At 56.1% G+C, this 18,553-nt stretch carries 12 protein-coding genes; 5 read left to right on the forward strand and 7 right to left on the reverse strand.

Features of this window, described 5'->3' with window-relative positions:
* Positions 1-79 precede the first annotated feature (79 nt).
* Positions 80-2,026 carry a methyl-accepting chemotaxis protein gene (locus AAIL67_RS21405; protein WP_343484850.1) on the forward strand — a complete coding sequence of 649 codons (1,947 nt, stop codon included), beginning with the start codon at positions 80-82 and terminating at the stop codon, positions 2,024-2,026.
* A gap of 861 nt (positions 2,027-2,887) precedes the next feature.
* On the opposite strand, the gene AAIL67_RS21410 is transcribed toward AAIL67_RS21405, so the two are convergent.
* Positions 2,888-5,293, reverse strand: coding sequence for an AAA family ATPase (locus AAIL67_RS21410; RefSeq protein WP_343484851.1), 2,406 nt, complete (start codon positions 5,291-5,293; stop codon positions 2,888-2,890).
* Positions 5,294-6,004: 711 nt separating this feature from the next.
* Here AAIL67_RS21410 and AAIL67_RS21415 point away from each other — a divergent pair.
* From AAIL67_RS21415 to AAIL67_RS21425, 3 genes are all read left to right on the forward strand, one after another.
* Complete coding sequence (locus AAIL67_RS21415) at positions 6,005-7,189, forward strand: dsDNA nuclease domain-containing protein (RefSeq protein ID WP_343484852.1); 1,185 nt, start codon at positions 6,005-6,007, stop codon at positions 7,187-7,189.
* Between the two features lie 33 nt (positions 7,190-7,222).
* Positions 7,223-8,929: a hypothetical protein gene (locus tag AAIL67_RS21420; protein ID WP_343484853.1), complete on the forward strand. Its 1,707-nt coding sequence runs from the start codon at positions 7,223-7,225 to the stop codon at positions 8,927-8,929.
* A 751-nt stretch (positions 8,930-9,680) separates the two neighbouring features.
* A complete protein-coding gene (locus tag AAIL67_RS21425) occupies positions 9,681-10,028 on the forward strand; it encodes an H-NS histone family protein (RefSeq protein WP_343484854.1) in 348 nt (115 codons plus the stop codon).
* Positions 10,029-10,211: 183 nt separating this feature from the next.
* Here the strand turns inward: AAIL67_RS21425 and AAIL67_RS21430 are convergent, their stop codons facing one another.
* The 3 genes from AAIL67_RS21430 to AAIL67_RS21440 form a co-directional block, all read right to left on the reverse strand.
* A complete protein-coding gene (locus tag AAIL67_RS21430) occupies positions 10,212-11,201 on the reverse strand; it encodes a site-specific integrase (RefSeq protein WP_343484874.1) in 990 nt (329 codons plus the stop codon).
* Between the two features lie 399 nt (positions 11,202-11,600).
* Positions 11,601-12,503, reverse strand: coding sequence for a hypothetical protein (locus AAIL67_RS21435; RefSeq protein ID WP_343484855.1), 903 nt, complete (start codon positions 12,501-12,503; stop codon positions 11,601-11,603).
* Between the two features lie 162 nt (positions 12,504-12,665).
* A complete protein-coding gene (locus AAIL67_RS21440; RefSeq protein ID WP_343484856.1) occupies positions 12,666-13,145 on the reverse strand; it encodes a hypothetical protein in 480 nt (159 codons plus the stop codon).
* Between the two features lie 99 nt (positions 13,146-13,244).
* Here AAIL67_RS21440 and AAIL67_RS21445 point away from each other — a divergent pair, with 99 nt between their 5' ends.
* Complete coding sequence (locus AAIL67_RS21445; protein WP_302093282.1) at positions 13,245-13,529, forward strand: helix-turn-helix transcriptional regulator; 285 nt, start codon at positions 13,245-13,247, stop codon at positions 13,527-13,529.
* Between the two features lie 505 nt (positions 13,530-14,034).
* Here AAIL67_RS21445 and AAIL67_RS21450 read toward each other — a convergent pair.
* Genes AAIL67_RS21450 through AAIL67_RS21460 form a run of 3 tightly spaced genes read right to left on the reverse strand, consistent with a single transcriptional unit; the run spans position 14,035 to position 18,402 of the window.
* Complete coding sequence (locus AAIL67_RS21450) at positions 14,035-15,165, reverse strand: hypothetical protein (RefSeq protein WP_343484857.1); 1,131 nt, start codon at positions 15,163-15,165, stop codon at positions 14,035-14,037.
* 1 nt (position 15,166) lies between these two features.
* Positions 15,167-17,857, reverse strand: coding sequence for a MobH family relaxase (gene mobH / locus AAIL67_RS21455; RefSeq protein WP_343484858.1), 2,691 nt, complete (start codon positions 17,855-17,857; stop codon positions 15,167-15,169).
* Positions 17,854-18,402: a hypothetical protein gene (locus AAIL67_RS21460; RefSeq protein WP_059441482.1), complete on the reverse strand. Its 549-nt coding sequence runs from the start codon at positions 18,400-18,402 to the stop codon at positions 17,854-17,856. The genes mobH and AAIL67_RS21460 overlap by 4 nt, the downstream gene beginning before the upstream one ends.
* Positions 18,403-18,553: the final 151 nt, after the last annotated feature.

The raw sequence follows: 18,553 nt of genomic DNA on the forward strand, positions 1-18,553 counted from the left end.
CCCTCGCGAAGAAATTCTCATTACCTGAATCAAGGTACATTGACTTCCCACAAATTATTACGCTTTGTGGAATGTTTTCATGTTAAATAGCCTGCGTGCACGTCTGATCGGTATCTGTGTAGCCATCACCACACTCTCACTGCTTGCCTTGGCGCTCTCCACCTTTTTCTCGGTGCGCAGCAGTACCGAGCGCTCGCTCGACGAGCGCATAAACCAGCTCACGAAGCTGCATGCCAATGATCTGGCCGAGTGGGTGCGAGACAAGCAGCGCATCACCAGCTCGCTGCAGCAGGCAGTGGGTAAGCAGGAGCCCGTGCCCTTTCTATTGGCGGCCAAGCAGGCTGGCAATTTCGACGATACCTATTTCGTCTACGCCAGCGGTGCCCATGTGTTCTCCCACCCCATGCCAGAGAACTATGTCGGTACGGAGCGCCCCTGGTACAAGCAGGCCGTGCAGGCAGGCAAGCCCAGTGTGACACCTCCCTACATTGATGCCAGCACCGGCAAGCTGACGATCAGCTTCGTCGAGCCCGTAGGGCCGGCCGGCCAGTACGCCGCCGTGGTTGGCACGGACATGCATCTGGATACTGTGACGCGCAAGGTGAACTCCATCCACGCCACGGGCAAGAGCTTTGCCTTCCTGCTGGACGGGCAGTCCAACATCCTGGCCTATGCCAAGGCGGAACTGGTCATGAAGCCCTCCACCGGCATCGCGCCGCAGCTTGATGGCGGGCTGCTGCAGAAACTGGCCCAGGATGGCGGCAGTGCCGAAGTGGACGTGAATGGCGCACCGCAGCTGGTCTATGCGTCCCGGGTGGAGGGCACGCCCTGGTTGCTGGGCGTGGCCGTGGACAAGACCGAGGCTACTGCCGCCGCACGCCAGTTGCTGCAGATGGAGATGCTGATCGCGGCGCTTTGTGTGGTGGTGGCCGTGGCGCTGCTGTCGGCCAGCGTGAACCGTCTACTGCGCCGTCTCTTAGTCGTGCGCGATGCATTGGAGGATATTGCCTCGGGTGAAGGCGATCTAACGCGGCGCCTGGATACCGCGGGCAAGGACGAACTGACCCAGATCGCCACGGCATTCAATCATTTCACTGACAAGATCGCTGCCGTGTTGCTGCGCATCCGCCAATCCTCGGAGTCAGTGCGGATTGCCACCAGCGAGATCGCCAGCGGCAACCAAGACCTGTCCTCGCGCACCGAGCAGCAGGCCAGCTCGCTCGAAGAGACCGCTGCGGCTATGGAGCAGCTCACTGCCACTGTTCAGCAGAACGCGGCCAGCGCGCGCCAAGCCAGCGAGCTGGCGAGCAATGCCTCCGAAGTGGCCACACAAGGCGGCGCTGTGGTGGGCCAGGTGGTGCAGACTATGGGCGGCATCGAGGCCTCGGCGCGCCGTATCGTGGACATCATCCAGGTCATCGACTCCATCGCCTTCCAGACCAACATCCTGGCGCTGAATGCGGCTGTGGAGGCCGCGCGCGCCGGCGAGCAGGGCCGCGGCTTTGCCGTGGTGGCGTCCGAGGTGCGCCAATTGGCGCAGCGTTCGGCCGAGGCCGCTAAGGAAATCAAGGCGTTGATCGATGATTCCGTGAGCCAAGTCAGCACGGGCAGTCGCCTGGTGAATGCGGCGGGCACTACCATGCGGGAGGTGGTGGACAGTGTCAACCGCGTCACGGCCATCGTGGCCGAGATCAGCAATGCCAGCCAGGAGCAAAGCCGGGGCATTGCCGAGGTCGGCAGCGCCGTTACCCAGATGGACCAGAGCACGCAGCAGAACGCCGCGCTGGTGGAACAGGCCACAGCAGCGGCGCAGTCGTTGCAGCAGCAGGCGCACCAGTTGGCCGAAGTGGTGGCAGCCTTCAAGCTACAGGCCCACGATGCGAGCGAAGGCAGTGGTCTGTTGGCCGGTTCCGCGGTTGGCTCGCATCGCTTGATGTCCCCCGAAACCTCCCTACAGGCACAGACTAAAAACACGGTCGCTTCCCAAGGCCTCGAGAAGGATGAGGAGATCCTCTCTCAAATTTGATTGCTGATACGGCCGTCATCCGGCCCACTCGTGCATTTCATGGACGTCAGGGAGCGTCCTGGAGAACGCTTGATCGGCTAGCGCCGTGAGTCGTCGGTACGGCACAATCAGCAGCCTCGACCTCAAAGCTATCCCTGCCAAGATTAGCAACAAGGAAGCGATGCTCCCCAGCGGGGCATCGTTTTTTATGGCCTAGCCTATGACAGGCGTGACCTTGACTGCTGATGGCTCGATGCAGCCATGAGCCGCAGCAATCGCTCCATACCAGGCATCAGTCGTCGAAGCTTAGATGACGGCAAATGGCCGACTGGCGACGGCCCTGCACCCGTTGACTGCCTGTCCTGAGCCGGACGCTCAAGGCGCAACCCCGAAGGTCAGCTTTGCGGTGCGGTACTCACCAGTAGCTAGGCCCGGCTTCGGCCAGAAGCGGAATTCCGACCGGCCGACGCCAGCGTCGGCTTTAGGCTGAGAGCCGCCGCCCATGTGCTCATCGCTGAACGACTACTGTCATCGATAACAGTCAGTCGAAGCGACATGAACAGTTGATAGCAAACCACAGGTTCCCCAACCTGATAGCGTGACGAGGGTCACTCATGGAATTTGATCGGTGACCAATAGATTCGTGGCAAATCAAGCCAACGCAGCACGCACCTGCCCAAATCGAGCTTCCAGCTAGTCGGACCATTGAAACTCACTTGACATCAAAATCGTCCCGTAACGATAAGAGAAAGCAGCATCCAGAAGTCCGTTAGGCAGGCCCTGTCGACATAGCTTGCCGCGCTGTAGCATGAGCTTGAGTGGGCAAGGTATATTTACTTTGCTCACATACTTGCGGTGGTAGTCCCTGCAACACAGCGTGCATCATGCGGCAAGGGGGTCCCCTGCATTGATGCTGCTCAGGAAGTGCTGGTATTGCTCGGGGTCCTTTGCCTTCATCGCTCCTAGCACGAACTTCGCGGTTCGAGCAATTTCAGCACAGTCGATGGGCACCATTCCGCGGTCTACATACTCTTCTAGGTGGGAGTGCTCGTTAGTCAATCGGCTCAGGAAGGCAACCGCGCCGACGTCATCTCCAAAGAAGAGCTGCAACCGTTTATCGTTGTTCACGGTTCCGCTGGGGTATTTGAAGAACAGGAATGCTTCCAAGAATTTTCTGAGGTTGTTTCCAAAGTTATAAAAGCTGTGATAACTCGCGGCAGAGTTGGCATCGTCTGTGCAAGTATGAATCTCAGCGAAGAGATAGTTGAGCTCGGTGATGTAGGACTTGAGGTACTTGGGCATGAGCGAGATGGAGCTCGATTCTGCTTTGCGGCTGACAAGGAACCGTTCCACCTGCTCGGGCGTCGTCAGCCGTTTGAGGTACTTCAGGAAGTCAAGGTTGTGTGTGGAAATGAAGAGCTGCTCGTAGCGGTAGACGGGTTTTCCCGCGGCATCCTTCAGTTCAGTCCCATCGCTGCCGACAAGCCGCTTAGCGATGAAGGACTCAATCAGGGTGAAAATGAAGAAGATGTGATTGCTGTCAAGGCTCGAAATAGGGTCGTCAATGTAGATGATGGGCTTGGTCCCATGAGTCTGAACATCGTCCAACCGCGCCAAGTAATAGCAAAAGGCGACGAGGCTGCACTCACCCTCGCTCAGATTGAACGCCTCCTGTTCGCCCCGCATGATGCGAAACCGATAGGTTGCCTTACCTTCTTCCTCTTCAGCCTTAAGCCGCAGGCTTGTCCCGCCCAGTGAGTGGCCTAGGTAACGGTTGACGCGCTCGGCGCCGCGCTTCTCGTCTCGAAGCTGCGCTTGCAGTGATTCCAATGCTGCGCGCAGTTTCTTGCCCTCGGCTTCCAATTCCTCGCGCTCCTTGGTAAGCGCTTCGAGATTCTGCCGGTCTTGTTCGATGTCCGCCTTGACCTCATCCAGTCCGCTGTCAGCCACAAACGCGGCCACCTCGCTCAGACGCAATTCATCTCTCAATTGCTTCTGGGATGCGCCGATTCGAGCTGTGTGCTCATTGCTCTGACGAATGAGCTCGTTTCCCTTATCTAAAGCAGCGCCGATTCCCGAATCGGAATCAGGAACGACTTCCGTGAGTTCGTGAGCAGAAAAAATGTTATCCGAGCGCTCTCGTGCGACCTTGGATAACTCGTCAAGTGCTCGCTCGTACCCTGCCTTTGCAGCGCTGAGCATTTCCTCGATCTGGTCACGCTTTGCGTGAAAGGATGAATAGAACCGATCTCGTTCAGGCAGACCCAAGGCGTGGATCCGAGTGCGCTCAGACTCGCAATCCTGCAGGAAACGTTGGATTTTGGCCTGCAGTTTTTCTGATTCCTCGTTAAAGTGGTTGTTCAATGTCTCTGTAAGGTCGGCGGGCAAAGGCTGCCGACAGAATGCACAGCAGTCACGGTTCACGTGCAGGGGCCGGCCGTCTCGGACCCAGTTCGCTAGGACGGCAGAGTTCAGGAGGTCTTGAAGCGGCGCGCTGGGCTGAATCTTCTCGCCTGCAATTGCCACGACGCGCTTGTTCAATGCCGCGATGCTTGATGCGAATGCAGCAAGCGGGCTAATGTCATTGAGTGGCTTCTCCGTGAGCAGACTGATTTTCTCGATCCGCACCGCCTCATCCAGCGCCGCGATCTGGTGAGACTGGACGTGCGCGATATCTGCATTCAGGTTACGGACGTCGTAGTAGGGATTGCTGTACAGCGTGTTGTGCTTGATGCCCCCAGGTTTACCGTTAGCCTTGTCGAACAATTTCTTGTTCAAGGCCTCCGTCTTTCGGGTAACGATGGTTTGGGCATTGCTCTCTTCGGTCTGCTTTTTGAAGAAAGCCGCACGCAGGCCGGTGTCCGACTCCTTGCTTCCCAGTTGGGTCTTCACCTTTTCAATCTCTTGCTCGACCTCATTATTCTGGGCACCAAGTACTGCGAACGGCTGGATGTGGCCTTGGTCGTCGCGAAGGAAGGTGAGATTTGCCTCGACGAAATCCTTGTTGTAGACGCGAATAGGCGCTCCTTGCACATTCAACTGCGCTTGCGTCCATTGCCCGTTGGCCGTCTTGATTTGGAACGAAGGGTTATCGTACCGGGAGGGTGTCTGGCCGACTTCGAACGAACGGAAGATGCGTGAGAGCGTGGTCTTTCCCGAATAGTTGCGTCCGAAAAGAATATTGAGCTTCTTGAACCTCCCAACAGCCCCGTGCGGCTCACGGACATCGGTGTCCCATCGAAAACCGTCAAACGATCCAAAGTTCGAAATATCCAGCTTTTCAATCATCGCAGCGCCTCAGATGTCACAATTAGCAACATTCTGGCTCAATAGCCCGCGGAATCCAACTCGGGTCACTGTAGAGGTGTTGACCGCGGCGCTTGACTGGCCTTCGTCGGTTCGGGCATTTAAATGGAAGTAGCTGCAACAGCCGTCTCCGCACTCACTCGCCTATTGGACGGTAAGAGGCGTGTCAAGGCACCACTATGATGGCTGAGCCGCACAGTTGATTGCCCAATCACTGGAGCCTAGATGGAAAATCGCCTTGAAGAAGCTTTTCGACAATCCGGCTATTCGACCATAGCCTCAGCATGTGGAAACTGTGTGCCCGAAACGCATCATTCGGAAGAATTCAACTGAGCTGATCGGCCAAAGCAGCCGCTATTCATCGCTGTGATTGACTCAAATCAAAGGTGGATTCAACCAGTCGTCGCAAAACACTCGTTGAATAGCTCAAGAACGAAAAGACGCTGTGCAGCATGACATTAAGTCTCACTTCCTTCCGATAGACCCGAGACTTCATAGAAGCGCGTTCTCGGAGTGAGATAGAACTGAATCTGTGTTTCATGCCACCTCGTCCCTAATCAGAAGGGTGAAAAATTGCCTTCATTCATATAATAAATGTTTCAATGCGTTACACAGGCCTGTTGATCATCAATAATGACGCGCGCTAAACACAAGAATTCCTCCGCATGAACGGAGGCGAATGGGGAGGGCAGCTTGAGCATTACCAGCGGTGCGGCGGATCTTTTGTCCGTTGCAAACAATCCTAAGTATTCAGAGTCCGGTGGTGGGCACGGAGCCAAAGGCGTCGACTTTTCGCGCATCTGGGCTGTCTTCCGAATGATAGAGTTGGAAAAGGCCAATGAGCCGGACTTCTTACTCCTCTTCGAGTCCGTGCAGGATGTCGCAGAACTTGATTCCGCAACAGCTCCGACACGGGTGAAGGTCTACCAAGTCAAGAAGAAGGACTCCGGTACTTGGACGTGGTCCGTGCTTACTGGCACCGTTGAACCCAAGGCTCGACCTGTTATCTCAACGAAGGCGACTAAGACAAAAGCTTCGCCACCCAAGCTTCCGAAGGTCTCCGACTTCAAAAAGGTCCCTGAATCCGTTCTCGGAAAGCTGCACCTCAGCTTGAATGCTTTCACAGCACTTCCAGTGGAGGGCATATTCCTATCGAATCAGGGCTGCGACTTCCCGCTCAAAACCGGTGGTTCAACGGCCACGACGATGCCCTGCTCGCTCGCTGACCTTGCAGCTGAACATGTGCAGCTTTTAACCGACGCTTTCGCTTCACTGTCACCCGGTGGGCCGCTTCCAGATCTGACCCGTGTGAGGCTGCAAAAGGCTGCCATACACCCGGATAACCTCAACGCGCCCGCAATTGAAGCGGCGCTGGACTTGCTGAACGAACGCAGCCCAGAACACGCGGGCCAAGCCAAGGCCTTCGTTGAATCGCTTGTGATGAAAATTTCGCCTCTGACTCGCCGAACAGACACCTGCCTGTCGTTTGACGAGCTCATCAAGGAGCGTGGGTTTTCTCGGGGCTCATTTATCGCGGCCCTAGCGGCATTGGAGACTGTGCCTGACCGTCACGCGTTGTTCAATGATTGGATGGGTCAGCTTCAAGCGGAAGGGCTGGACTTCATGACCATTTCGTCTGTGCGCATCGCAGCCACACGCGCTCAGCAGGATCGACTCACCGGAGGATCTGACGCCTCCAGAGAAATCGACGACTTCAGTGATGCCTGGATTGCGGCCAACCCGCCCACATCAAAGTTGCGGCCATTCGTCGAGGCCGCGCTAGCCGAGCTCAAGGTCCAGTTCAGCGCACATCGCGACAACGACCTGATCGCCCGGTTTGTCATGAGAGCCATAACAAAATGCGTGGACCCGAACTGAGACTCCTCGTACGAAGCCTGAGAACTAAAGACTATGCATCGCTTCCGATTCAAAAACATCTGGCTGCTCTCACATCGGGAGCAAAAGGCTCGCCACGTCGAGTTCCATCCGAGCAAGAACCTGCTGGTGGGGAGGAACCACACCGGCAAGACGACGTTGATTCGGAGTCTGTTTGAGACGCTTGGCGCTACACCTCAAGGGAAGCTCGAACAATGGGACGAGAACGCTGTCTCGCTGCTCGAGTTCTCTGTCGATGAAAAACGCTACTTCGCACTTCATCAAGATGGTCGACGCGCGCTCTTTGACGCAACTCTCAACCTTCTCATTTCCACGGCCAAGTTCGGCGAGTGGTCTAAGCGCTTCTGCGAGATAACTGACTTCAACTTGGTCTTTTCTGACAAGAAGCAGGCCGAGGTTGTCGCAGCCGACCCTACATGCTTCTTCGTACCGTTCTACGTGAACCAGGACGGAAGTTGGCAGGCTGAATGGAACACGTTCGGAGGAATGAAACGCTTTAGCGCACCGTTCAAGCCCATCCTCGAATACTTCACTGGAGTCTGTCCGCCCGAGTATTACGCAGCTAGCGCAGAGAAGTCCCAACATGCCAAGACGCTAGAGGAGCATCGTCGGGAATACAAACTGCTGCAGCGCACCATTGAGCGGTTCAGCAAGTCTATTCCGCTAACAGGCCCTAAAGTCAACGCTGACAATTTTGTCGCTGAAATTGAGCAGCTCACCAAAGAGGTGAATGAGCTCAACACCCGGCAGGAGGGTATTCGGAGCGTTGCCGTCCGTGAGCAAGAGCTCCTGAAGAGTCTGGACCATCAAATTCATCTTGCCGAAGGAGCCTTAGCTGCATACGACAGCGATGCGAAGTACCTTGTCAAAGAAGGCGCAACGCCGCTCATCTGCCCAACGTGCAACGCCGAGCACGAGAAGCCTTTCCTTGATTTGTTGGAATTCGCCGAGGATGCTCGGGTCCTTCGGGAGCTCGCCGCACGACTCCGAGAGGATGCAGCGGAGGTCCGCATACGAACGTACAAGGCATTCTCCGAGTTGAATTCACTCAACGAAAACTATTTGCGCATCTCTCGCCTGCTGGACTCGCGCAAAGGTGAGTTGAAGTTCAAGGATGTTGTCGGAAGCCTTGGCGCTGAATCCGCATTCGCGGCGTTCGAAGAGGAGCGCAAACAAATCCAGGCTGCCATCGACGCAGTGGTTCTCACTGTTGATGCACTTGAGAGCAAAATGAAAGAGCTCCGCTCGCTCAAGCGCACAAAGGCAATCCTGACGGATTTTCGCGAACACTATGCAGCCAGCCGTATTGCACTGCAGTTGCACTCCGTGCCCACCAAGACAATGCAGCTGGCCTCCCGCCCTTCCCTTTCGGGTAGTGGTGGCCCGCGATCCATCCTAGCCTATTACGCTGCTATCTGGCGCACCGTGCAGGGCAAGTCTGGCACGTACGACGTCCCGGTGGTCATCGACTCTCCTAACCAGCAGGCGCAAGATGACTTCAACCTTCCTGCCGTTCTGAGCTTCATCGCTAAGGAGCTGCCCGCCGGCATGCAGCTTATCGTTGGCCTGGAGACGCCAACCGACTTCTCCTTCGACCGCGAAGAAATCCTCACAGAGAAGTACGGGATGCTAACTAAAAGGGACTGGGAACCTACGCAGGTACTGATGGAGCCTCTTCTTAAAAAGATGTACGACGCGACGCTGGCGCAGAGTCAAAGCTAGCGCTTGATTGACAAGTACTTTGCACGCCGGATGCTAAGCGGTCGCAGCTTCACCCTTCAGATCGGCAGCACGTCAATTCATGGGCCAAGGGCGCCAGTGACAGATAGACGGCCATCAGCGTGAGCCCGTTAAGTCGGTGGAGCCGCGGCAGACGCTGCAAAGCCAGTCTTTCATAGAGCGCTCCAAACCTCACATCTTTCGATAGCTGCATATGATCCCAATGCAGCGGTTAGCAGCCGTTCAAGATGTGGGAGCATCAGGCAGCAATCGCTGCATAGCCGACATAGACCCCAGAGGCTCGAACGGCAGGAGTGGGTCGATTGCTGGCCCTCGCCAATGACAGCTAACCGGCATGCAAACTTGCGGCCACACTTCGTCTAGATTTCCCAGTGTCGAGTGACCGCTCCCGCCGAGAGCAGGCGCTGGCGAGTGATCTGGCGAGCGACCGCAATGGGTCGACATGAACCTGTGGGGCACGCAGAAGCAATCCTTCGAGCCAGTGCGTGGCAAACCGCGCAATCGAACGACCGGTTTCGAAGGTGAAGCGGTGGGCTGCTTTCAACCGCTCATGTTTGCTGGACGAAACTCTGCTAGACAGGAATGAAAAGCCTTTCAGCCTCCCGCTTAGCCTGCAGAGTCGCTAGCTGTTATCAATCGCCGCATCAAATGTAAAGTTGGCGTAAGGTTTGTCTGAGTAGATGATCCTAATAAGATAATCCGTACACGGAGAAATTCGTCCCACTCAACGTATATGCCCCAAACACTTAAAGAACTCGAGACCTCTCTGGCTGCCCTCGATGTGAAAATCGTGGCCGCTCGCCAGACCGAATCAGCCGCGGCACTGGAGAAAGTGCACGAGCTCGTCAGCGAGTTTGGCTTCTCACTGCAGCAGCTGTTCCCCATCGGGTCTTCAGAAAAGAAGAAGAGGGACGCCAAGTACCGGGACGATGCGTCCGGTGCCACATGGACCGGTATTGGCAAGCCTCCTGCATGGATTGCAGGCAAGAACCGCGATGATTTCTTGATTGTCAAATTCCCTCAGTCCCAAGGTCCATTCCTGGCTGAAATGGCCGCAGCGGCAGGGCGTAACCGCCGCTAAATGGGGCTTACCTCCACAACCACTTGCACGTCTGCGCTTGGCTGAGGGCGGAGCATGTATTCGTGATGTCTCTCGCTTTTTCAGTTGAAGGCGAGCGTGTGTAGATGTGTGAGAAAGCCGTAAGAGGTCACTTTGAAGCTCAGTTTCCTCTTAGAGCGAGTCCTGCAGCCGAACTCGCTCACTTCACAGTAGATTTGCCGCCTTGCTGTTGGTTGTCGCCCGAAAGTAGCCCAGCACACTGGAGACGCTACGGTGTCCCGTCAGAGCCATGGTATCTGGCAGCGGAATATTCTGATTCGCAGCCTCCGTCACAAACCCTGAACGCAGTGAATGGGCAGAGAAATCGTCCGAAAGTCCGGCGAGCTGTGCCCGCTGGCGCACGATGTTCCGAACCGAAGTAGGGGAGAGCGACTCTCCGAGACGGCCGTTTTTGAGGACGCGCCGAAAAATGGCTCCCTCCCGGATCCCCGATTTTTCAAGCCAGTTTTGCAGGGCCTCACTGGCCGGTCCTTGAATGGGCTTGCGATTCTCGGGACGGTCGTTCGCTGCCTGGTTCGATTTGGAGTGCGTCAGCGTATACACAAAGGCGCCGCCCGTGACGCGCTTCAGAAACTTCATGGATGCAGAGGCCACCTCCGAGCGCCGGCGTCCGCCGGTTGACCAGGCAAAAAGGAGGAGGGCACGGTCGCGCAGGCCGATCAGGCTGTCATCGCAGGTCTCGAGCATGGCCAGGAGGGGCTCCTTGGTCAGCGCGTCTTTTTTCTCGGCAACGTCACCTCTTTTCCCGTACGCTCGCCGCGTCCGGGCCACCAACTCCTTGACCTTGCCATCTTGGCAAGGGTTGTCCAGTTCTTGCAGTTGATGCGCTTTCGAAATCACCGCAAGGCGGTGCAGCAGGGTCGTCAACTTCATAGGGCCTGGCTTGCCTTTGATCTTGTGCTGCACCAGGACCTGGTCAATTTCGGCCGGCAACTCATGCCGTAAACCGGCCGCGGTAGTACGCGCAGCGTGGTCCACCACAAACTGCACCACGACGTTGACTGGCAGCGGCAGCGACAGAGGATGACCAAAGCGCAATTGGTACCAGGCCGCCCAGTACCTCAAAGCCGCTCGATAGCTGGCCAGCGTGTTCGATGATTCGCCTTCGCGAATCAGATCGTCGGCGGCCTGCATGGTGACCGCCGCCAGCAGTTCAGGGTCTAAGCGCTGCACATCTGCGGCATCCAAAGTGGCCAACTCAACGCCAGATAAATTATTTGTTTTCAATGGCTTGCAAACTTAGATTTCGATAATCTTCATTTATCGAAAGTAATTAATTGACCCTAAAGTGCAGGTCGAATGCGTGAAATACACCCTCTCTATTCTTGGTAGAAAATTCAGCATCTCACCCTGCGCTAGGTAGATTTTATTAGACCGCAGTTTCTGCCGATGACTTAAGACTGGATCGGCTGGCACAACCACCAGCGTTTTCACCGGGCCTGAGCAGGGGATCTGACACCTCAGCAAAATTCCAGCAAACAAACTTTCGTTGAAGGAATCGTAATCCTGCTGCAGCTCAGTACATACGAAGGCCTAGTTGCCTTTCCGGACAAGGCGATCAGACGCGAGTAACTGTTCAAACGAATCCTTTTCCCTTGTCGCAAGTCCAAACAGCATATTCCAAGCCACAAACAAATGGGGAGCAACGGTTCTCATCACGCCCATCCGTCCGGTCTTGCTAATAAGTACCTGCTCAAAAGAAGCGAGCGTGTCGCTTTCACCAAAGATCAGATCAATGTATTCACAAACTGTATCGTGAATGAACATTGAATAGCGCCGAAATCTGTGTGCCTCAGATGATTCTTGGTCTTTGCTTGAACGAGGCGTTGCTTGAGGTTCGATGATCAGTAAAGTACTCTGGCCGCCCCGAACTGCATCCAGCTTAAAGGCCTTGCATCGGTGGAGCTTGTTAAGAGACATTGCATCTAGTCTGCGTTGCACGAACACTATGTGTCTACCTAAGTCCTCGCCGTCGCCAAGAACCTTAGGTGCCTCAAGACCAGAAGACTGCCAGTATGCATGTTGCGCTGGCGTTCCCATCCACAAACAATCTTCTGAGATTCCGACTCTTTCAAGCAATCGGATAGTGTCAATTACATCATCTGACACGGCTCCAGCACGAACTGCTTTGTTCATTCGTTCGTACACTGAGATGCGCTCTTGCAGCGCTACCTCGCGCTGCTGCAATCTCGCGCGCTCAGTTTCGTATTCTTTTAGACTCTGCTCTGTTTGACTTGACTTGATACCCAGGTGATGAACCTTGCGACTGTCAAAAAAAGAGCGCTGGGCCAAGTAAACATAGTCCCCAGACAGCTTCCAAAACATACGACCGCCTAGCTTTTGCAAATAACGCCGAGTGCGAATCAACTCTTTATATGCACGAGTCGCATCGATCACTTGCTTGGCAGTGACGTTTGGCTGCTGCTTAAACTCCATGTTGTATTCAAAAACTTATTTTTAGAAAAATTTAGGAAAACCTTTATTTTTCAATAATTTGCAGAGTTTTCTCAAAAAAATTCACCCGCATCCTAACTTGCGCATGTTATATAACATGTGCAAGTTAGGGTTGGCGCATGACTGTGATGAATGTCCTTGTTGTCAGTGAAGTTCGTTCGTTTCATTAACGGACTTCGCCAGATAGACGGGGAACTCTAGAAGCTGCTCCCAGTCTTTGAGCTGATCTGCCGTGGCTTCAAGCAGAGAATCTACATGATGACTGCCATCCACTTTTGTATAGATCTTGGTCATGAGACGAGGGTCCGCCGGATCTACAGCTTCCCAGATCCCCGTCAGCAGGTCCTTTTGCCAACCGCCGCCCTTGGAGATAGGAATAGGAGTCATGAGATACGCAGAGAGTATTGACTCATGCTGGGAAGCAAAGCTCAAAACATCTTCTGCTGTAGACAACAACACAGTGTCTGTGAAAGAGAGCTCATCACTACCCTCTCGATAGACCCATTGATAGTCGATCATGAACCAAATTCGTCTCAGTTGGAGCTCGACACCTGTCCAAACATGAGTGCCTTTGTTGTACAGGTGGGAAACAGGATGCTTGTTGGCGTCGTTGGTCTGAAACATGAAATCGTGGGATTGGCTGACACACCCAACAGCAAGGGGTGTGAAGCTTGCTAGGTTAGAGAACAATGATTATGTATCATTAATGCTGGTGCTCAAATGATGCAACCCCGCGACAGTCGGCGGGTGCCAAGTGTCTCTGAACTCAACTTTCGTCAAGCAGTTGCGGCTGAGGTCAAAGCTCGTCGTGGCTTGATCGGGATCAGCCAGGAAGAGCTCGCGTTTCGTGCGGGACTTCATCGAACTTTCATTGCAAGGCTAGAGGTGGCCAGTACCCAGCCATCGCTGAGCGTTACGTTCCAGTTGGCTGAGGCCTTGCTAGTCGCTCCCGAAGAATTAGTGAAGGCTGTTCGTCTGAGGATTGCACGTTCAACTCGTGAAGGATAGTTCGGCTTCACCATCAATGACAGTACAAGAACTTACTTCACACTCATACAAGAATTTACTTCACCCACCTCTTAGCTAGTAGCCTGCGAAGATAAACACACTCGCCTGAAGGTTGCACGTTCAACTCATTCGTACAACAATTAACTTCACTCACCGCCCACTGAAATCGGATAAAAAACAAAATTACTTACATCCTCAAGAGGGTGGGCGTGAACAAGGAACAGAATTAGTCAAATGATAGGAACAAAGTTGCTTACATCAACGGATTGTGAGCTAAAGAGCTTTTTCTTGAGATATGCGATTAAACATAATATACATCGTGTCTAGTAGAAAAGCTCTAAAAATAGGAGCGCTAGAGCTCCAGTTTTCAACGCTTTCAGTAGACCCATGGGACTACGTTTTTACCTCTTCCTCTTAACCAATTCCGCGAGAGTTACAAATAGCTCCCGTTGACGCACGGTACGGACTCTAAGGACTTCGCTGCCAACTGTCAAACATTTTTGTTTCACCTGTCATGTTTTGGCGGCTCAGGCATTGAGTCGATTGCTACAAACTCGCAAGCACCAGGCCCTCCATGAGCGGCCAATGGGTCGCCGCACTTCTTGCACGGACTCAAGTCGATCTCGTCCAGCTCGTCGCCCCCGGAGTCAATGTCGCCACAGCCCATCGGACAGCAATGCGGGTCCAGACCGTGGCTGCAGCATCCGTCATCCTGCAGCATCCGCTCTGTCTGTGCACGTTGCTCTGCCGTGGTGTATCCGTGCTCAGTGGCGATCTCGATGGCACGAGGCCGCAGGAGCTCGGGGACCTGCTGCAGCGCCAGGTCAATGCTGGCTCCGACGCGCAGCTCGTAGGTCTCGTACACCAGGCCACAGCCTCGATTGGCAGCATCCGACAAGGCTGCGCACTTCGCTGCCCAGTCGTTTTCCGAGAAGACTTGCGCCTCGCTCGCTGGTGCCACTTCGAGCGCGACGACACTTGGAGACGTAGTAGTAGTTCTTTGTATAGAAGACCCTTGTATATAGAGTGCAGGAAACGGCAAATCCAGTTTGCAGGTTTCGGCAGACGTTTTTGGCTCAAGTTTGCAGGTTTCGGCAGCCAATTCGGGCTCCAGTTTGCAGGTTTCGGCAAGCGGCTTTGGGGCTTGCTTGATGACTTGGCCAAGCCATTGGCCATCGACGTAATCGAGTAGCCCCTCCAGGACGGCCTGCCTCTCGTCATGGGTCATGGGGCGACCTGGGCATTGCGTGGGCAAGGCCCCGCCAGATCCGCCACAGTTCCTGCACTGGGTACGATCGTGGCCGATGCTGTGGAGTGAAAAAACAGAGGCCCGTGGCGCGGGCTGGTCGGAGTCCATCATGGTGCGATCGATGTGATCGAGCTCGGCAATGACGGCTGGGCAGACCGGCATCAATCCGTTGCCTGGTGGCCAGCGCTGCAGCCACATGACCTGATCCGGGTATTTGAGGCCGAGCTTCGCGTGGTGCCAGGTCAGACTGCCTTCGGCAAAAGCACTGAGCACGTTCCATCGGTGCCGCAGCCGAAACCAGAAGCTACGCGATTTCCATAGCTCTAGGCGCTTGTCTGGCGCGGTGTTGTCGCCAATCTCGTAATCAGTTGAGCAGGTGGATTTCATATCAAACCATCTTCAATGCGGGATTGCTGGGGGGGATGGGCTGCACCCACCGGCCTGGGCTGGTGAGGACAACACAGGACAGGTGGGCCACGACCGTGCCGCGGCTGTGGATCTCATAGCGAACGATGTTTGTTCGGTTCGCGGCTGGCAGGTGCCAGCCACACTTGATGACCTCCCGCTGGGTCTTGGTGCTCAGTTCGTCGACGGTCAGATCCTCGTGGCCGTCCTCACGGTCGCCATGGCGTGCGTACTCCTTGAAGATCTTGGGCGATACCAGGGCCATGCCCTCCTCCACGAAGTGAATTGCCGCGCCGGTCTCATTGAACTTGAGCTCGCGATTGACCAGGCCCATCTGCACCCACTGCATGAAAGCCAATGCCAAGGGGCTTGGCTCGGGTGGCGGCTTGTCGGGGTTTGCGTCGATATCGGGCAGCGGCTGCAGTAGGAGAACCGGCCCTGGTGTTGCTGCGGTCGCCGGCGGCGGACTTGCAGTGACGGTGCGTCCCTTGAGTACGGGTAGGTCATCGAGCTCGTCCAGCTCAGCGGCCATGCGCTTGAACTCGGCACTCACGCTTTGAGAGCGCGGCACTTGGTCATGGCGTGGCTCGGGGGCGGGATTCTTTGGTGCGCTTGGCGCGTGCGGCGGCGCAGCTGCTGCAGGTTTGACAGAAGGCGGCCTTGCGGCCGTAGTTGCGGCAGCTTGGGGCGGCTGGTACAAGGTGGCGGGCTGAGGAGGCGCAGCTGGTGGTGGGACCGCTGCGGCATCTTGGAATGGTTGCTCCAAGGGCGCTGCGCCCTTCTCTGCCGGCTGTGGGTTCTTGGCCGGCTTGTTCTTTCTGCCAGGCCTGTCCGATGCTGTTGCAGATTCGGATGGATCGAGGAAGTAGCTGCCCTCGCTGTCGCCCAGCAAATAGGCGGCTTCGCCGTTGTCGAGGCTGTCGTAGTCCAGCTTCAATGGGGTGGGCACGCCGGATCTCGATGCTGCCCCAACTTCAAACTCGTCGTAGGCTGTATCAGCTTGGGTCTGCTGCACTGGCGCCGTAGGCGCCCTAACTGCCATGACTGCCGCAGTTTGGGATGGAGTTTCTGGTGCAGTGGGCTTGGCTGCTGCCGCAGTGGTTGCCGCAGGCCTGGGCTTTGCCGCAGCATTCGGCGGCTTGGTGAAAGTGGGCTCCCGCATGATGGCGGCATGCTTTTTAGCTTCTGCCGCATCCTGGGGCCGTTGCTTCGCAGGCTTTGCCGCAACCTGGGATGGTTGTGTTGAGGATGCCGCAGCTGCTGGTGCATTGGCATCAATTGCTGCCGCAGATTCCGATGCACTGAGAGTTGCAGCAGCTTGATGTTCGTCCTGCCCTGCTCCATCCTTGCGACGGTCGCGGATCTCCAGCCGCCCGCGCATGGCGGCCGGGTACTTGCTCTCGTGGTTGAACAGCTTGGCCAGAGGGAACTTGAGCATGGCAAAGTCATGCATGTAGGCCCCCTGCTCTGACCCATCCTCGGCGTAACCGTGCACTGTGACATGCCAGACGGCCTGGCCGCTGGCAGGGTTGAGCTCGATCGCGCCGTAGTCCTGCCAGGTGTCGAACAGCCGGTCGTTCTTTGCGTTGCCAGGCACGCTTTCATCTGGCTCGTTTGTTTGGATGTGCTCTCGCACGGTATCGGCGAGGCGCTTGGCCACGAACCAGATCGCTCCCTCGAACACCCACCCTGCCGCACCATTGCGGTTCAGCGGGAGTTGTGTGCCAGCTTGGAGCATGGTCCTCATGGATTGCATCAGCAGCTCGATGAGAGGTACGGCTTTGGCCGTGGCGAAGCGGGCCTTGGAGCCTTTTTGCAAGGCACGTTGCGTTGAAAGCTGGTCGGCCCGCTTGACGATCTTGGCGACTAGACTGTCCTTGTCCTGGCCGGTGAGGTATTGCTCCAGGGCATCCAAGGCGGTGGGCGTGTGCGCCAGGAATCGCAGCGCACTTTCTGGCGCAATGCGGGGTAGCAGCAGCTGAGCCAGCTTGGCATGGGCGCTGTAATCGCGCTGCCCCTTGGGCGCAAAGTCCACCAGGTACTCGGCAGTGCGTTGGCCAGCGATCTGAGACAGGCTTCCGCCTGCGGGTGCCCAACGGATAGGATCGGTCTCGCCCACCTGACGCCACGCGATGCGTAGGTCGGTCATGGGCTTGGCGATGTCATGCAGCAAAGCGCAGAAGAACACCACATAGGTCCACTGGTCGCGCTGGGCGTCCACGATCTCGATCTGGCTTCCGCCTGGCAGCAGATGGGCATTGCGCCAGGTCATGGCCGCGAGCAGCATTTCGATGGTGTGCGACAGCAGGCCGCCTGCGTGGGCGTGGTGGTGCGCTTCCGAGGCTGGCATGAGCTGCACGAACTCGGCGTACCGCCGAATCGCTGGCAGCAGGTCCCGTTCCCAAATGGCCTGGGACTGGTGCGACTGGCTCCAGATTTGGGTGATAGCCCGCTCTGCGCGGACGGTGGCCAGCAGCTGCTGGGCATTGAGCACGCGCAACCAGCCGGGCTCACTGCCTGCGATGTGGATCTCGTCTGGCTTGAGTGGCTGGTCTTGAGGCCGCGTTGATACTGGCGCGTCGGGCAGCGGCAGCGGGCCTGCAGGCGCAGACTGCACGGGCGTGGCCTTGCTCCAGGGCACCATGGCAAGCAACTTTGAAGCAATACTCTTCACGCGCACTCCTCTTGAAGCAGGATTCGAGCGAAGTGCTGGGCACGCGCTGACTTGCCATCGGTGGGAGTCCAGATAGAAAGCTCCTCCCCAGGCTGGCCCAGCGCGAGGAAGTCCATGAAACTCTGCTGCAGCGGGTTCCATTTGATGCGTGAGGCGATGCCGTCGCGGCCCCAATCGCCGCATGTGTGCACGAACGACTGCGCCACTACTCGCATGACGAAGCCGTGCCAGTTCTTCTCTTGCTGAGGTTTGGGCACATGCGGCATCTTGGGATGGTCAGCAACGAGCTGCAGCAGGATTGAGCGCACGCAGAAGATTGGATCAAGTTCCTCTTCCAGATACTGCTCCAGCCCCTCGAAGCGACCTAACCAACGCATGAGCGGATTGGTTTTGCTGGCAAGGCCCAGCAGTTGCAAGCTGTCTGCGATAGCGAATATCGAGCAGCCACGATCGAGCGGATCTCGGCCTAGAAATGGTGGATCACTGTTGGCTCTCTGCTGTATGTGCTGACTATGTAGGTGCGGTGCGCGGGCGAGGTCGTCCATGGGGCGCAACCGTACCTAGTGCGCCCTCACCTGTCAGCGCGAAACCCTGCGGTGATGACCAGAGGCTTTTCGCTTGAAATGCTCGGAAAACTGTGCTAATAAATTACAATTGGCAACAGTTTTTAGATGCGTTTCTACCCATAGTCGCACT

Source organism: Comamonas sp. A7-5, assembly GCF_039581385.1.
Lineage (GTDB): Bacteria > Pseudomonadota > Gammaproteobacteria > Burkholderiales > Burkholderiaceae_C > Comamonas > Comamonas thiooxydans.

What these genes read in the sequence shown, in the direction of transcription:
- AAIL67_RS21405 (WP_343484850.1), top strand. Translation starts at nt 80, where the DNA reads ATGTTAAATAGCCTGCGTGCACGTCTGATCGGTATCTGTGTAGCCATC.
- AAIL67_RS21410 (WP_343484851.1), bottom strand. Translation starts at nt 5,293, where the DNA reads ATGATTGAAAAGCTGGATATTTCGAACTTTGGATCGTTTGACGGTTTT.
- AAIL67_RS21420 (WP_343484853.1), top strand. Translation starts at nt 7,223, where the DNA reads ATGCATCGCTTCCGATTCAAAAACATCTGGCTGCTCTCACATCGGGAG.
- AAIL67_RS21425 (WP_343484854.1), top strand. Translation starts at nt 9,681, where the DNA reads ATGCCCCAAACACTTAAAGAACTCGAGACCTCTCTGGCTGCCCTCGAT.
- AAIL67_RS21430 (WP_343484874.1), bottom strand. Translation starts at nt 11,201, where the DNA reads ATGCAGGCCGCCGACGATCTGATTCGCGAAGGCGAATCATCGAACACG.
- AAIL67_RS21435 (WP_343484855.1), bottom strand. Translation starts at nt 12,503, where the DNA reads ATGGAGTTTAAGCAGCAGCCAAACGTCACTGCCAAGCAAGTGATCGAT.
- AAIL67_RS21440 (WP_343484856.1), bottom strand. Translation starts at nt 13,145, where the DNA reads ATGTTTCAGACCAACGACGCCAACAAGCATCCTGTTTCCCACCTGTAC.
- AAIL67_RS21445 (WP_302093282.1), top strand. Translation starts at nt 13,245, where the DNA reads ATGCAACCCCGCGACAGTCGGCGGGTGCCAAGTGTCTCTGAACTCAAC.
- AAIL67_RS21450 (WP_343484857.1), bottom strand. Translation starts at nt 15,165, where the DNA reads ATGAAATCCACCTGCTCAACTGATTACGAGATTGGCGACAACACCGCG.
- AAIL67_RS21460 (WP_059441482.1), bottom strand. Translation starts at nt 18,402, where the DNA reads ATGGACGACCTCGCCCGCGCACCGCACCTACATAGTCAGCACATACAG.